The sequence below is a fragment of the Brevibacterium antiquum CNRZ 918 genome (genome assembly GCF_900169145.1).
Classification (GTDB): domain Bacteria; phylum Actinomycetota; class Actinomycetes; order Actinomycetales; family Brevibacteriaceae; genus Brevibacterium; species Brevibacterium koreense.
This window is the reverse complement of the sequence record NZ_FXZD01000006.1, coordinates 1-14501: the sequence shown is the minus strand read 5'-3', so window position 1 is coordinate 14501 and position 14501 is coordinate 1. Positions and strand designations below refer to the sequence as shown.

Annotated in this window: 12 protein-coding genes; 8 read left to right on the top strand and 4 right to left on the bottom strand. The window is 64.3% G+C overall.

Annotated features, from left to right (window positions below; all coding sequences use genetic code 11):
- Positions 1-33: 33 nt before the first annotated feature.
- From gabT to BANT918_RS09570, 4 genes are all read right to left on the bottom strand, one after another.
- Positions 34-1398: a 4-aminobutyrate--2-oxoglutarate transaminase gene (gene gabT, locus BANT918_RS09585; protein ID WP_101620033.1), complete on the bottom strand. Its 1365-nt coding sequence runs from the start codon at positions 1396-1398 to the stop codon at positions 34-36.
- 252 nt (positions 1399-1650) lie between these two features.
- Complete coding sequence (locus BANT918_RS09580; RefSeq protein ID WP_101620032.1) at positions 1651-2787, bottom strand: YgfZ/GcvT domain-containing protein; 1137 nt, start codon at positions 2785-2787, stop codon at positions 1651-1653.
- A 1-nt stretch (position 2788) separates the two neighbouring features.
- Positions 2789-3388: an FABP family protein gene (locus tag BANT918_RS09575; RefSeq protein ID WP_101620031.1), complete on the bottom strand. Its 600-nt coding sequence runs from the start codon at positions 3386-3388 to the stop codon at positions 2789-2791.
- Positions 3389-3627: 239 nt separating this feature from the next.
- On the bottom strand, positions 3628-4431 hold the full coding sequence (locus BANT918_RS09570) for an ammonia permease (RefSeq protein ID WP_233429380.1): 804 nt from the start codon (positions 4429-4431) through the stop codon (positions 3628-3630).
- A gap of 177 nt (positions 4432-4608) precedes the next feature.
- On the opposite strand from BANT918_RS09570, the gene BANT918_RS09565 reads away from it, so the two are divergent.
- The 8 genes from BANT918_RS09565 (at position 4609) to pstB (ending at position 14161) form a co-directional block, all read left to right on the top strand.
- Positions 4609-5538, top strand: a complete 930-nt coding sequence (locus BANT918_RS09565) for a winged helix-turn-helix domain-containing protein (RefSeq protein ID WP_101620030.1) — start codon at positions 4609-4611, stop codon at positions 5536-5538.
- The gene (gene mshD, locus BANT918_RS09560) at positions 5535-6509 is read left to right on the top strand and encodes a mycothiol synthase (RefSeq protein WP_101620029.1); all 975 of its coding nucleotides are present in this window, start codon (positions 5535-5537) and stop codon (positions 6507-6509) included. The genes BANT918_RS09565 and mshD overlap by 4 nt, the downstream gene beginning before the upstream one ends.
- A gap of 4 nt (positions 6510-6513) precedes the next feature.
- Positions 6514-8658, top strand: coding sequence for an RNA degradosome polyphosphate kinase (locus tag BANT918_RS09555; protein ID WP_101620028.1), 2145 nt, complete (start codon positions 6514-6516; stop codon positions 8656-8658).
- Complete coding sequence (locus tag BANT918_RS09550; RefSeq protein ID WP_101620027.1) at positions 8655-9629, top strand: NUDIX hydrolase; 975 nt, start codon at positions 8655-8657, stop codon at positions 9627-9629. The genes BANT918_RS09555 and BANT918_RS09550 overlap by 4 nt, the downstream gene beginning before the upstream one ends.
- A gap of 277 nt (positions 9630-9906) precedes the next feature.
- On the top strand, positions 9907-11010 hold the full coding sequence (pstS, locus tag BANT918_RS09545) for a phosphate ABC transporter substrate-binding protein PstS (protein ID WP_101620026.1): 1104 nt from the start codon (positions 9907-9909) through the stop codon (positions 11008-11010).
- Positions 11011-11153: 143 nt separating this feature from the next.
- Complete coding sequence (gene pstC / locus BANT918_RS09540; RefSeq protein ID WP_418904350.1) at positions 11154-12137, top strand: phosphate ABC transporter permease subunit PstC; 984 nt, start codon at positions 11154-11156, stop codon at positions 12135-12137.
- Positions 12138-12139: 2 nt separating this feature from the next.
- Positions 12140-13279: a phosphate ABC transporter permease PstA gene (gene pstA, locus BANT918_RS09535; protein WP_180957341.1), complete on the top strand. Its 1140-nt coding sequence runs from the start codon at positions 12140-12142 to the stop codon at positions 13277-13279.
- Positions 13280-13381: 102 nt separating this feature from the next.
- A complete protein-coding gene (gene pstB / locus BANT918_RS09530; RefSeq protein ID WP_101620025.1) occupies positions 13382-14161 on the top strand; it encodes a phosphate ABC transporter ATP-binding protein PstB in 780 nt (259 codons plus the stop codon).
- The last annotated feature ends 340 nt before the right edge of the window (positions 14162-14501 follow it).

The following is a 14501-nucleotide window of genomic DNA, read 5'->3' as shown; positions in this document are numbered from 1 at the left end:
AACGCAAGCGCCGGTTCAGTGCAGCGAATCGGCTCAGCCGACAGAAGCGGCGACAGCCTCGTCGATGACGTCGAAGGCGTCATTGAGCAGCTCATCGGAGATCGTCAGCGGCGGCAGGAAGCGCAGGATGTTGCCGAAGGTTCCCGTGGTGAGCACGAGGACACCGTTCTTCGCGCAGTAGTCTGCGATCTTCTTGACCAGGTCCGGGTTCGGATCGATCGAGTCATGCGCAACGAACTCGGCGGCGATCATGGCGCCGCGGCCGCGGACGTCACCGACCTCCGGGTACTTGCTCTGCAGCTTGGTGAGGCGATCGGTGACGATCTCGCCGATGTGCACAGCATTGTCGACGAGTCCGTCTTCCTCATAGGAGGCGATGGCGCCGAGCGCTGCCGCACAGGCAACGGGGTTGCCGCCGTAGGTTCCGCCGAGCCGACCCGGTCCGACCGAGTCCATGATCTCCGCGCGACCGGTCACGCCCGAAAGCGGCAGGCCGCCGGCGATGCCCTTGGCGGTGGTGATGATGTCGGGGACGATCTCTTCCCATTCGGAGGCGAACATCTTGCCCGTGCGGGCGAAGCCGGCCTGGACCTCGTCGGCGACGAAGACGATGCCCTTGTCCTTCGCGAACTCGACGAGCGCAGGCAGGAAGCCCTCGGCCGGTACGATGAAGCCGCCCTCACCCTGAATGGGCTCGATGACGATCGCGGCGACATGCTCGGCGCCGATCTGCTTCTCGATCATGGTGATGACGCGCTTGGCCGCTTCCTCGCCGCTGACCTTGGTCCCGGCCGCGTCGTTGTCGCGGAACGGGTAGGACATGGGTGCTCGGTAGACCTCACCGGCGAAGGGACCGAAGCCGGCCTTGTAGGGATTGGCCTTCGCAGTCATCGACATGGTCAGGTTGGTGCGGCCGTGGTAGGCGTGGTCGAAGACGACGACGGCGTCCCGGCCGGTGTGGGCGCGAGCGATCTTGACGGCGTTCTCGACAGCCTCGGCGCCGGAGTTGAGCAGGATGGAGCGCTTCTCGTGATCGCCCGGGGTCAGACGGTTGAGCGCCTCGGCGACCTCGACGTAGCCCTCATAGGGGTTGACCATGAAGCAGGTGTGGGTGAAGGACTGGAGCTGCTCGGTGGCGGCCTTGACGACTCGTGGGTTCGAGTTGCCTGCCGTCGTCACGGCGATGCCGGCTCCCAGGTCGATGATCTGGTTGCCATCGACGTCCTTGAGGATTCCGCCGCCGGCTGCCACCACATAGGCGGGGAGGCTGGAACCGACTCCCGGGGCCACTGCCGACTGGCGACGCGCCTCGATCTCACGGGACTTCGGCCCGGGGATCTCGGTGACGATCTTACGTTCCTGCGGCAGAGCTTCGCCGCCAATTTCCAAAGCTGTCATAACCGGAAGAATAGGGCCTCACGACGGTTCTTGTCACTTGCCGTCCGCAGGTTGAGCAGATTGCACCCGTCGGGGAATGCGGAGATTCGAAATTCGTTGTCGTCTATGCGGTCTCAAATGCCGACGTCGGCATCGCAGAATACCTGAAATCGGGGCGGTCGAACGCCGAATTGTGTGGCTTCGGACACAGAGGCCGGTGAGCGGATCTGCAGCCGAGGAGAGTTCCGACACCGATTCCGCTGAGGGAGAAACTCAGCGGTGCTGATTCCGCATGTCGGTGTCCTTGTTGCGTCCCGGAAGTTCGATGTCGTGTTCACGCACGGGCGCGACGATCGTCTCCTGGGCCCCGGCCACGCGGGGCGCGTCGTCGCCCAGATCGAAACTGAGTTCGGCCTCGGCACCCAGATTGCGCTTGACCACGGCCAGGCCGATCGGCCCGAGTTCCCAGTGCAGGGCGACCGAGGTCAGCTGGCCCACGGACCGCTCGGAACCGCGGACCTCGGCGAGCACCTCGGCACCGGCCTCGGGCTGAATGTGCCCGGATCCGTCGAGGTGGACGAAGACGAGCCGCCGAGGCGGCTGCCCCAGGTTGTGTACGCGGGCCACGGCCTCCTGACCGCGGTAGCAGCCCTTGGCCAGGTGCACCGAGGTCCGCAGCAGGTCGAGTTCGCCGACGAGCGACTTGTGGTCGATCTCGTTGACACCCGGCCGCCAGGCGGCGATCCGCACGGCTTCCCAGGCGTCGTACCCGGCCATCTGGAATTCGCTCGCCGAGGTGGCCTGCAGGTCCGTGCGTCTGATGATGCCGATGACGAACTGAGTCTCGAGTCCGGGGTGGTCCTCCCCTGCCACCTCGAGGCCGAGGTCAACCTGCGCGTACGAGGCCGAACCGGTGCCGATATGCGGCCAGGGGTCGGAGTACAGCTGGGTCACGGGCAGGCTGTCGGGCAACGTCACGACGCCGCCGATGCATTGGAACTCATCGCTGACGTCGTCGATGCTCACCCGCATCATGAAGACCATCTTGCGGAGGAATTCGAGGGTCTCGTCGGTGTGCAGTTCGCTGATCGCCCAGAGCGACTCACCATCGTCGACGAGCTTCAACCAGCCTTCGATGCGACCGTTCGGGTCAAGCACCAGGGTCTCGGTGGAGACTCCCGGCGCCAGTGTGTCGAGCTTCTGCGTAGTGATGGAGTTCAGCCAGGTGAGACGGTCGGCTCCGGTCATACGCAGAACCCGCAGGTGCGGCAGATCGACGATGGCGCCCTTTTCAAGCAGTGCCCGCTGCTCGCGCAGCGGCGAACCGTAGTGCGCGGGGGTGTGCGCCAGCTCGTCGGCGCCGAAGACCGCTGTGGAACTCAGTGGGCGACTCAGCGATGAGGCAGTCATATCAGGCAATCTTCTTCAATCGGGCGGAGGAATGCGTGGCGAGCTCGTGGCCCAGTGCGGCCATATCCCAGGCCCACATGAGCTCCCCGCCGACGAGGCCGTACATGCGGGTCGAAGCCGTGTACTCCTTCGCGGTCTTGGTCCGGGCGACGATGTCGGTCGAGAGGTCGACACGCGGGCCCTTGACGTGGCCTGCGTAGAGTTCCATCACACCGTGCGGGTGGACGATTTCGGCTTCGATCTCGAATCCGTCATCGTTCGTGCGCAGTGTGTCGACGGCGGCCGCCGAGGTGAAGCTGGGCTCTTCGGTGGGCACGAGCATTCCCGGGCCCACATCACCGGCATCGCGCGGACGCACGAGCTGCCAGATCCCCGTCTCCAGGGTCAGCGTCGATTCCAGTTCACCGTCTTCGGTCAGCAGCCACGCATGCGCGGTGTACTGCAGGAAGGGTGTATCGGGGTGGGCGATGAAGTCGACCCGTTGGCCGAACTGCTTCTCGGGAGTGTCCGCATAGCCGACGACTCCCACACCTTCCCACGAACCGATCAGCCAGGACAGGGGAACGAGCTCGGGATGGACCGAGGAATCAAGTTCGATCATCGAGTTCAGCGATTGTCTTTGAACAGCGCCGTGACGACCTTGACTCCGACGCCCAGGGCGCCGAGTGCGGCAATGCCGACGAGACTGGAGAAGAAGATTTCGAGAGCGACAAGGTTTTCCATACCCTCAGTCTACATTTCCCCACAGCTCTCCGCCCACCCCGCCCAAACTCTGAGCCCGGCTTCAGCGCAGAGTCGCGCTCACCGTGTCGGACTCCGCATCCAACTTCACGTCGAACTTCAGAAAGCGATGCGTTCCAGGGAGTAGACGACGACACCACCGAGGGCGATGGGAGTAGCTCCGAGTGCGAGCTGAACGGCGAAGCTGCGGGCCTTCTCCACGCTCTTCTTCAGCTCGATGTTCTGGGCGATCTCGAGGCTCACGGCCTGGTACTGGGAGTAGGCGATGAGCCCGAGCATGCGGTCGACACCAGCGACCAACAGTCCCATGATGGCGCCGAGGGCCAGCGACACGGGCCAGCTGAGAGCGTCCTTGAAGATGAGGACCGCGAGGATCCCGGCGACCGCAGTCGACATCGCAATCGCCAGCGGAGAGGTGTAGATCGCAGGCCAGGGCAGGGCTGTCATACAACCGGCGACGATGAGCGAGACGAGGCCGACGACGATGGCTTCCTTGTCGCCGGGCACGGTGATCGCCGCGACCCAGGTGCTCGCGGACAGTGCGATGACCACGCCCGCGACTTGGGCTGAGACGTTGGCTACGGCGTCCGATGCCCCGATACCGCGCGTGAGGTTCTGCACGAATGTCCACAGCAGGCCCAGGCCCGCCAGGACCGGAAGCCAGTCAAGATAGGGTGCGGCGTCGTCGCGAAACGCCGCGATGAGTCCCGCCACACCGAAGAGGCCGAGCATGATTGACGTCGCGCGCGGCTGAGGGGAGTCCGTCAGCCGGGGCCATCCGTAGGCGACGCCGAAGACGATGAGTCCGGTCGCCAGCAGGAACAAGGTGTAGCCCCAGTACACGGAGGCACTGAGGGCCAGAGCCAATACCAGGGCGACAGCTACTCGAATCCATCTGATCACAGCACTATGGTGCCTTACTCGGCCGCAACGACGCGATTTGAGCCGAGATCGGCGATCCCCGCCGATGTTCGCAGACCGGCTCATGAATGTTCGGCTTGACGAATACAGGCTCGGTATACTTTCCCCAGGCCGCAGCTTGGGCGGCCGCCCCGAGCCCGAGGAGGTGGATGCCTGCACATGCGAATCCTGCACATCTGCCCCGCATCCCGGCTCGATTCCCCTCTGGCCCCAGCGTGCCTGCAGTACCTCGGCCACCAGGTCGAACGCCTCAGCCTCGATCAGCTGAGGCGGGCAGACACCGACTCGGTGACTGCCGACATCGTCGTCGCCGACGCCTGCCTCGACCTGTCCCTGGCGCCTGCCATCGCCGAGGTGGTGGCGCAGTTGTGCCTGGCAGCTCCCATCATCGTTGTGCTCAGCGAAGGCGGACTGGCCACCACCTCGGCGAAATGGAACGTCTCCGACATCGTCCTCACCACTGCCGGCCCTGCCGAGGTGGAGGCCCGCCTGCGTCTGGCACGTGATCACCACCGAACACAGGTGCCACAGGGCGCCACACCGTGGGGAGGCGGATCCGGCGTGAGCACAACCGGCTCGGCGGCCGGGCCAGGAGGAGCGCAGCCCGATAGCCCGTCCTGGAGCGCCAGCGGTCCCTGGACGAGCGCAGGCGAGCCAATGATCGTTCTCAGCGGGGCCCTGCGCATCGACGAAACCGCATTCACCGCGCACCTGGGCGAGCGCAGCCTCGACCTGACCTACCGCGAATTCGGTTTGCTGAAGTTCTTCGCGATGCACCCCGAACGCGTCTTCACCCGCGACGAGATCCTGTTCGCAGTGTGGGGCGATGACTATTTCGGCGGAACCCGCACCGTCGATGTGCATGTCCGTCGCGTGCGTGCGAAACTCGGCAAAGACTTCGAGAACGCCATCCACACCGTCCGCTACGTCGGCTACCGTTTCAGTCCCGACTCCGCGGCCGCACACGGCGATGGGGCAGAGTCGGGTACTGACGAAGCGTCGGGTACTGACGAAGCGTCGGGTACTGACGAAACGTCGGGGCACGAACAACCAGAAGCAGAATCGACCGAGGAGGACGTGCAGGGATGAGAATCGAAGCAAGTGGAGCCGTGACCAGTTCACCGATCACCACCCTCGCCGAGGCGGAGCTGACCTTCCTCGACCGCGTGGCAGCAGCCGATGGGTCCGCTGAGATCTCCGGCGGACTCCTGGCCATCGCCACCGGCGACGAGAAATCTCATTCTGCCCCGACGGCTTCGAGCGTATGGCGGGTCTATGCCGATGGCAGCACCGACATCACCACCGGACCGGGCGGCGAGACTCTCGTCGGGTTCGGCATCCGTGCCCTCCAGGGCGATCGGCATGCGGCCGAGTTCCTCATCGCCCCCGACCACCGCGGACGCGGCCATGGCCAGGCACTGCTGTCGGCGATCCTCGACGAAGAGCCCTCCTCCTGGTGCTGGTCACACGGCGACCACCCTGCAGCCCAGGCACTGGCGAACAAGCACGGGCTCGGGCGCGACCGGGTGCTCTATCAGATGCGCACCGATTCGGGTCTCAGCCTCGACGACCTACCGCAGACATCAGCGCCGGATGGCATCACCATCCGCTCCTTCGCCCCCGGCGATGAGGACGGCTGGCGGCGAGTCAACAACGCAGCCTTCGACTGGCATCCCGAGCAGGGATCGCAGACGCCGGAGGACTTCGCTGAGATCACGCAGGCACCCGACTTCGACCCGGATTCGGTGATCCTGGCCATCCGGGATGATCAGATCATCGGATTCCACCAGACCAAGCTCACGGACTCAGACGTTGAGGGCCGCCTCGGCGAGGTCTATGTCGTCGGGGTCGACCCGAGCATTCATGCCAAGGGCGTGGGCAAGGCACTGACCATCGAGGGCATGCGCCGGATGGTCGCCGCCGGCGCGAACGTGATCGAACTCTACGTCGAGTCCGATAATGCACCGGCGCTAGGCTTGTACGAGCGGCTGGGATTCCATGTCGCGGTGGCGCACGTGTCCTATGCGCCGGCTTCCTCGACCGAACGCAATCAGGAGTAGAGCGATGTACGACATCACTGCAGTCGGAGCGGAACTGGGTCTGCCGGATCCGGAGGACCGATTCCTCGACCGGGAACTCAGCTGGCTGGCGTTCAACGAGCGTGTCCTCGATCTTGCCTCCGACCCTGATATGCCGCTGTTGGAACGGGTTCGATTCCTCTCCATCTTCGCGACCAACCTCGACGAGTTCTTCATGGTCCGCGTCGCCGGCCTCAAACGCCGCATCAACACCGGCCTGGCCGTGCCCAGCGTCACCGGCCGGATGCCGTTGCAGGTCATGCACGCGATCGGTGTCCGCGCCCACGAACTCATGACCCGCCATGCCGCCCTGCTCAAGGACGACATCGGCCCCCGCCTCGATGCGGAGTCGATCACGAAGGTCCAGGTGGACGAGCTCACCGAGGACGAACGCGCCCGAGTCGATGAATTCTTCGCCGGCCACGTCTTCCCCGTCCTCACCCCTCTCGCTGTGGACCCGGCCCACCCGTTCCCCTACATCTCGGGGCTCTCCCTCAACCTCGGCGTGCTGCTGCGCTATCCGGAAACCGGCAAGCAGCTCTTCGCCCGGGTCAAGGTGCCGCCGCGCCTGCCTCGCTTCTTCAACGTCGCTGCTGAGTCGGACCGCCCCGTGGGCCGCGATGTTCCCGCCCGCTTCGTCGCGCTCGAGGACATCATCGCCGAACACCTCGACACTCTCTTCGAGGGTATGGAGATCATCCACCACTCGACCTTCCGGGTGACCCGCAATGAGGACGTCGAGGTCGAGGAGGATGATGCGGAGAACCTCCTCAAGGCCCTGGAGAAGGAACTCCTGCGACGTCGCTTCGGCCCCGCCGTCCGGTTGGAGATCACGGAGAACATCCACCCGCGCGTGCGCGAGATGCTCATGGACGAACTCGGCATCGATGAGAACGAGATCTACCAGCTGCCCACCCCGCTCGACCTCTCCGGCTTGTCCGACATCGCCGACGTCCCCCGCGATGACCTGCACTTCCGCAAGATGGTCCCGCAGATGAATAAGGACCTGTCGCTGCGCGAATCCAGCGACCAGGTCGACGTCTTCGCCGCCGTGGGCAACCGCGACATTCTCCTCCACCATCCCTACGACTCGTTCTCTACAAGCGTGCAGGCCTTCCTCGAACAGGCGGCAGCGGACAAGAACGTGCTCGCCATCAAGCAGACGCTCTACCGCACCTCCGGCGACTCCCCGATCATCGACGCCCTCGTCGACGCGGCGCAGGCAGGCATTCAGGTTCTCGCGGTCGTGGAGATCAAGGCCCGCTTCGACGAAGAGGCCAACATCACGTGGGCGCGCAAACTCGAACGCGCCGGCGTCCACGTCGTCTACGGGATCGTCGGCCTCAAGACCCACGCGAAGCTCTCCCTCGTCGTCCGCCAGGAAGCCGAGGGGCTGGCCCGCTACTGCCACGTCGGCACCGGCAACTACCACCCGAAGACCGCTCGCGGTTACGAGGACTTCGGGCTGCTGACCAAGGACAAGAACGTCGCCGATGACCTGACGAAGCTGTTCAACCAGCTCTCGGGCTACGCACCCCTGGCCGAATACTCACGCCTGCTCGTGGCTCCCACCCGAGTCCGTTCGGGGCTGACCGAACTCATCAACAAAGAGATCGCCATCGCCGAGGCCGGTGGTGCCGGCATGATCCGGATCAAGGTCAACTCCATCGTCGACGAGGCGATCATCGATGCCCTCTACATGGCGTCACGGGCCGGAGTCCAGGTCGAGGTCTTCGTCCGCGGCATCTGCGCACTGCGGCCGGGCATCCCCGGAGTGAGTGAGAACATCACTGTCCGCTCCGTGCTCGGCCGCTTCCTCGAGCACTCGCGGGCCTTCGTCTTCGGCCACGGCGGCGATCCTCTCGTCTACATCGGATCGGCCGACATGATGCACCGCAACCTCGACCGTCGCGTCGAAACCCTCGTCGAGCTCATCGCCGACAATCACAAAGCCGAGGTCATCGAACTCTTCGACCTCGCCTTCGCCGACACCACCTCGGCGTTCGTGCTCGCCAGCGACGGCAAGTGGACGCGCAGCACCTGCGATGACGAGGGCAACCGTCTCACCGAGTACCAGACGGAGCTCATCCGCCGACATCGCGAACGACGACAGATCGGGGACGAGGCGTGAGTGCGAGATCGGTCGGTTCCGCGCAGGCGTCCTCGCGAGTCACCGCCGATGTCCTCGCCGCCGGCGCCCTGTGCTGGCGCAAGGGCGATGACGGTCTCGAAGTCGCACTCATCCACCGCCCCCGCTACAACGACTGGTCCTGGCCCAAGGGCAAGGTGGAATCGGGCGAGACCCTTCCGGAGACTGCGATTCGCGAGGTCAAGGAGGAGACGGGACTCGACATCACCCTCGGCATTCCCCTGCCCCCGGCGGAATACATGGTCGGCGGAAAGAACCTCAAAAAGGTCTTCTACTGGTCAGCACAGGTCAAGGGCGAACATACCTTCGCACCGATGAACCGACGCGAGGTCGACAAGGTGGAGTGGTTTCCCGTCGGTGAGGCGCGAACGAAGCTGACATCCTACGCCGATCGCGACCAGCTCGATGCGCTGGAGAAGTTCGATTCAACCGATGCTCTGCGTGCCTGGCCACTCATTCTCGTCCGCCATGGGAAGGCATTCCCCCGGGCGAAGTGGCATGAGACGGAGCATGTGCGCCCGCTGCTGGCCCTGGGGACCCGCCAGGCCATGGCACTGACCGGACTGCTTTCAGCGTGGGGGACGAAGAAGCTGATCTCGAGCCCCTGGAAGCGGTGCATGGCCACGCTCGCTCCGCTGTCCGCAGCGACTGGCAAATCGATCCGGAGGGCCTCGTGCCTGAGTGAGAAGGCGAGCACCGCGGACCCGGACAAGACCTCTCGCTTCATCGAGAAGCTGTTGGAGAAGGGCAAGCCGGTCATCTGCTGCACCCACCGGCCGGTCCTGCCGCTGATCCTTGAGATCTATGCGAAGCATGCTCCGAAGCGCATCGCGGAGAAGCTGCCGCGCGAGGACCCTTTTCTCAAACCCGGTGAGGTCCTCGTCGCCTATGTGCGTCCGGGTGCGGTGCCTCGCATCGTCGAATTCGAACGGTTCCGCCCGATCGACACCTGATTTCGAGGTATTCGCGGGTCACCGCGTCACCACCAGCGATGCGTTCGACGAAGACCGACATGTCGCTGCGACGTACATTTCCGCGTCGTGCCGAGAAGGACCCTCTGATGGATTCGTCTCGCCCTGTGGTCGAGCACTCACCTGGACCTCAAGCCTTCAGAGTTCATTCACCTCCCGTTCACTGGCCGACTCCCAGGGCTTTACACACGATCCTTAACGTGGGACACGAAAGATCGAGCAATCTCGAACAGCGTTCTCATACTCGAAAGGCATCTTCGTGAAGCTGAAGCACCTGGCACCATCCGCTGCAATCCTCGCAGCCGGCGCACTCACCCTGTCGGCCTGCGGCGGAACCTCTGCCACCGGAGAAGAAGCAAGCAGCGGTGGCGACAGCGACCTGCAGGGCACCCTCACCGGGATCGGCGCCTCGTCGCAGAAGGCGGCGATGGACGCTTGGACCGCCGATTTCGCCGCGGAGAACTCCGGCGTCACCGTCAACTACTCCCCCGATGGTTCAGGTGCGGGCCGTGAACAGTTCCTGGCCGGCAACGCTCAGTTCGCCGGGTCCGACGCACACCTCGACGACGACGAAGCCAAGCAGGGCGAAGAAGTCTGCGGCGCCGAAGGTGCCTACGAATTCCCCGTCTACATCTCCCCGATCGCAGTGGCGTTCAACGTCGAAGACGTCGACGAGCTCAACCTCGCCCCCTCGACCATCGCCAAGATCTTCAAGGGCGACATCAGCACGTGGAACGATGAGGCCATCAAGGCCGACAACCCGGATGCTGACCTGCCTGATACGAAGATCACTGCCGTTCACCGTGCCGATGACTCCGGCACCACGGAGAACTTCGCCGAGTACCTCAAGGCCACAGCCGAGAAGGACTGGGACGCTGACGTCAGCGGAGACTTCCCCAAGGACTTCGGTGGCGAAGCCGCACAGGGCACCGACGGTGTCGTCCAGACCGTCTCCGACACCGATGGGGCCATCGGCTACGCCGACGCCTCCGCCGTCGGGTCACTGGGCACGGCCAAGGTGAAGGTCGGCGAAGAATACGTCGAGCTCTCCGCCGAGGCCGCTGCCAAGGTCGTCGACGCCTCCGACAAGGTCGAGGGCCGCGGCGAAGGCGACCTCGCCTTCGACCTGGCCCGCGACACGACCGAATCGGGCGCCTACCCGATCGTCCTCGTCTCCTACCACCTCGTCTGCTCGTCCTACAAGGACCAGGAGACCGTGGACATGGTCAAGGCCTGGGAGAAGTTCGTCGTCTCCGAGGAAGGACAGAAGTCGGCAGCGGATTCCGCCGGCTCAGCACCACTGTCCGATGACCTGCGTTCGCAGATCGAGACCGTCATCGATTCGATCACGGTTGCAGGCTGATTCTTGGCCACTGACCTGGAGAGTTGATATGTCGAAGAGCGGCGCAGCGACCCTGCGCCGCTCTTCGGTGCCGAGGGGTCCTTCCACCGGATCCACCGCAAGTATCTTGAGGAGCACTTGTGCCGACCAGCACACAGACCACGGTGTCCGGCCCCGCCGGAACACCTGAACCGGACTCACATCCCGAGTCCGGCACGGGCCAGAAGCCCAAAGCCGTCGTTCGTCCCGGTGACCGTATCTTCTCGGCCGCGACGCTCATCGCCGGCATCCTGATCCTGCTCATCCTGGCAGGAGTCGCCCTGTTCCTTCTGGCACAGTCCAAGGACACCATCGAAGCCCAGGTCAACGATCCGAGCTCGATCACCGGCGGCAACGGATTCTTCTCCTACGTCTGGCCGCTTGTCATCGGCACACTGATCTCCTCCGCCATCGCCCTGCTCGTGGCCACCCCGTTCGCGCTGGGCATCGCACTGTTCACCACGCATATGGCGCCACGGAAGCTGGCGCCGGTCCTCGGCTACGTCATCGACCTGCTTGCCGCGATCCCCTCTGTCGTCTACGGTCTGTGGGGGATCGCCCTGGCCGGCAACCTCACCGCGTTCTACCTGTGGCTGTCGAAGTGGTTCGGGTGGATCCCGATCTTCGCTCCCGATGAGAATGGTGCTGTGTCCAACACCGGGCGCACACTGCTGACGGCTTCCCTCGTGCTCGCCATCATGATCCTGCCGATCATCACCTCCCTGACCCGGGAGATCTTCCTGCAGACTCCCCGGCTGCAGGAAGAAGCTGCTCTGGCTCTCGGCGCCACGCGCTGGGAGATGATCCGCATGTCGGTGCTGCCGTTCGGAAAGTCCGGCATCGCCTCGGCGACCATGCTCGGCCTCGGCCGCGCACTCGGCGAAACCATGGCCGTGGCCATGATCCTCTCCCCCGGTCTGCTCACCGCATCCCTGGTGGTCAGCGGCAACCAGACCATCGCCTCCGAGATCGCTCAGAACTTCCCCGAAGCCGCCGGACTGCGGCTGTCCGAGCTGATCACGGTCGGCCTCGTCCTCTTCGTCATCACCTTGCTGGTGAACATGGGAGCGCGTGCAATTGTTGCCAAGACCTCGGTGAAGGGCAGTTGAGCATGTTGACCACTACGAACACTTCGATGACCACGTCTCGCACCCTCACCTCGAAACAGCTGCCCAAGGCCACACCCTGGGTGGTTGCCCTCGCCTCGATCATCGTCGCGATCATCATCAGCTTCATCGCCTTCGCCGGATTCAACATCCCCCTCGTCGCAGTCCTCGCCGGACTCATCAACGTGGTGGCCGTGTTCGCCCTCTCCGCGTCCTACGAGGGCCGCCGCAAGGCCACCGACCGGGTGGCCACCACCATCGTCACCTCATCGTTCATCCTCGCCTGTGTTCCCCTCATCTCACTGCTCTGGCTGACCGTCTCCAAGGGTGGAGCCGCCATCAACGGCGATCTCCTCTCCCGCACGATGCTCGGCATGAAGGGCGTCCTCGACCAGCAGTACGTCGCCGGCGAAGCAACATTGTCCGGCGGCTTCTACCACGCGATCGTCGGCACCGTGCTGATCACGCTCGCTGCCTGCATCATCTCGATCCCCATCGGCGTGCTGACCGCGATCTACCTCGTCGAATACGCGGGCAAGAACAGACTGGGCAAGGCCATCACCTTCCTCGTCGACGTGATGACCGGCATCCCCTCGATCGTCGCCGGGCTCTTCGCCTTCGCCCTGTTCTCCACCATCGCGAACTTCATCATGCCGGATGCGGCGGGCATCGCGAAGACCGGCTTCACCGCCGCAGTGGCGCTGTCCGTGCTCATGATTCCAATCATTGTGCGAAACACGGAGGAGATCCTGCGGCTCGTGCCGATGGACCTGCGAGAAGCGTCCTACGCTCTGGGCGTGCCGAAGTGGAAGACGATCGTCAAGATCGTTCTGCCCACCTCGGTGTCGGGCATCCTCTCCGGCATCACCATCGCGATCGCCCGCGTGATCGGCGAAACCGCGCCGATCATGGTCACAGCCGGATTCGCCAAGACCCTCAACTGGAACCTGTTCTCCGGCTGGATGTCGACGCTGCCGACATACATCTACGATTCGCAGCTGCGCCCGGTCTCGCCCGGCGACGCGGCCCTGGCCAGCTCGGAGCGAGCCTGGGCAGCCGCCCTCGTCCTCGTCACCCTGGTCATGGTCCTCAACCTCCTGGCCCGCATCATCGCAAGAGTGCTGGCGCCGAAGACAGGACGCTGACCGGCGGGCGCTGACATGCTCACTGAGCGGCCCGGGAAACTGAAACATGCGACAGACTCACGCACTTCTTGCTCCAGACATTCCCAACGATAAGGAAACACATTGTCCAAGCAGATCGACATCAAGGATCTCGACATCTTCTACGGCGACTTCCGCGCCGTCGACGGTGTGCAGATGCAGATCAAACCCCGCTCGGTCACGGCTCTCATCGGCCCCTCGGGCTGCGGTAAGTCCACCGTTCTGCGCACGCTCAACCGGATGCACGAAGTGATTCCGGGCGCCAGTGTCTCCGGCCAAGTCCTCATGGACGGCAACGACATCTATGCAGCGGGCGTCGACCCGGTCAACGTGCGCCGTGAGGTCGGCATGGTCTTCCAGCGTGCGAACCCGTTCCCCACGATGAGCATCAAGGAGAATGTGCTGGCCGGTGTGCGTCTCAACAGCCGCCGCATGTCGAAGTCAGAGGCCGATGACCTCACCGAGCGTGCACTGCGCGGGGCCAACCTCTGGAACGAGGTCAAGGACCGCCTCAGCCTGCCCGGCTCGGGACTCTCCGGCGGTCAGCAGCAGCGCCTGTGCATCGCCCGCGCCATCGCGGTCGAGCCTGAGGTCCTGCTTATGGACGAGCCGTGCTCCGCGCTGGACCCGATCTCCACCCTGGCCATCGAGGACCTCATCAACGACCTCAAGGACAAGTACACGGTCGTCATCGTCACTCACAACATGCAGCAGGCCGCACGCGTGTCCGACAAGACCGCGTTCTTCAACATCGCGGGCACAGGCAAGCCGGGCAAGCTCATCGAGTTCAGCGAGACCTCGACGATCTTCTCGAACCCGGCCACGGAAGAGACCGAGAACTACATCTCCGGCCGCTTCGGATGATCTGAGGTCTGGTCGCGGGAATTCTGCCACGGCGACACCCAACCGTCTCGGCAACGCTCAGCGGTAGGTATGTTCTCCGATCAGCTGCATTCATCGAGGCGGCTCCACGGTCGCTTCCCGATCCCTTCGTCCTCCCCACCTGAACACGCTCTGGGAGTTGCCTCCGTGGTCGCTCGAACAGTCTTCCCAGCAACACATCGGCGATATATCTTTTTAAGGGGTATCCATCTTGGTGCCGATAGGTGGATCGGTGCGGGCTGGTGGTCAGGGAGTTCGGCGCCAGGGCCTGGGAGAGGTTGCCTGGTCGAGGCTACTGGGCCTCGAGCGAGGTCCTCTTCGC

Coding starts and splice junctions, on each gene's coding strand:
- gabT (WP_101620033.1), bottom strand. CDS start 1,398: ATGACAGCTTTGGAAATTGGCGGCGAAGCTCTGCCGCAGGAACGTAAG.
- BANT918_RS09580 (WP_101620032.1), bottom strand. CDS start 2,787: ATGACTGCCTCATCGCTGAGTCGCCCACTGAGTTCCACAGCGGTCTTC.
- BANT918_RS09575 (WP_101620031.1), bottom strand. CDS start 3,388: ATGATCGAACTTGATTCCTCGGTCCATCCCGAGCTCGTTCCCCTGTCC.
- BANT918_RS09565 (WP_101620030.1), top strand. CDS start 4,609: ATGCGAATCCTGCACATCTGCCCCGCATCCCGGCTCGATTCCCCTCTG.
- mshD (WP_101620029.1), top strand. CDS start 5,535: ATGAGAATCGAAGCAAGTGGAGCCGTGACCAGTTCACCGATCACCACC.
- BANT918_RS09555 (WP_101620028.1), top strand. CDS start 6,514: ATGTACGACATCACTGCAGTCGGAGCGGAACTGGGTCTGCCGGATCCG.
- pstA (WP_180957341.1), top strand. CDS start 12,140: ATGTTGACCACTACGAACACTTCGATGACCACGTCTCGCACCCTCACC.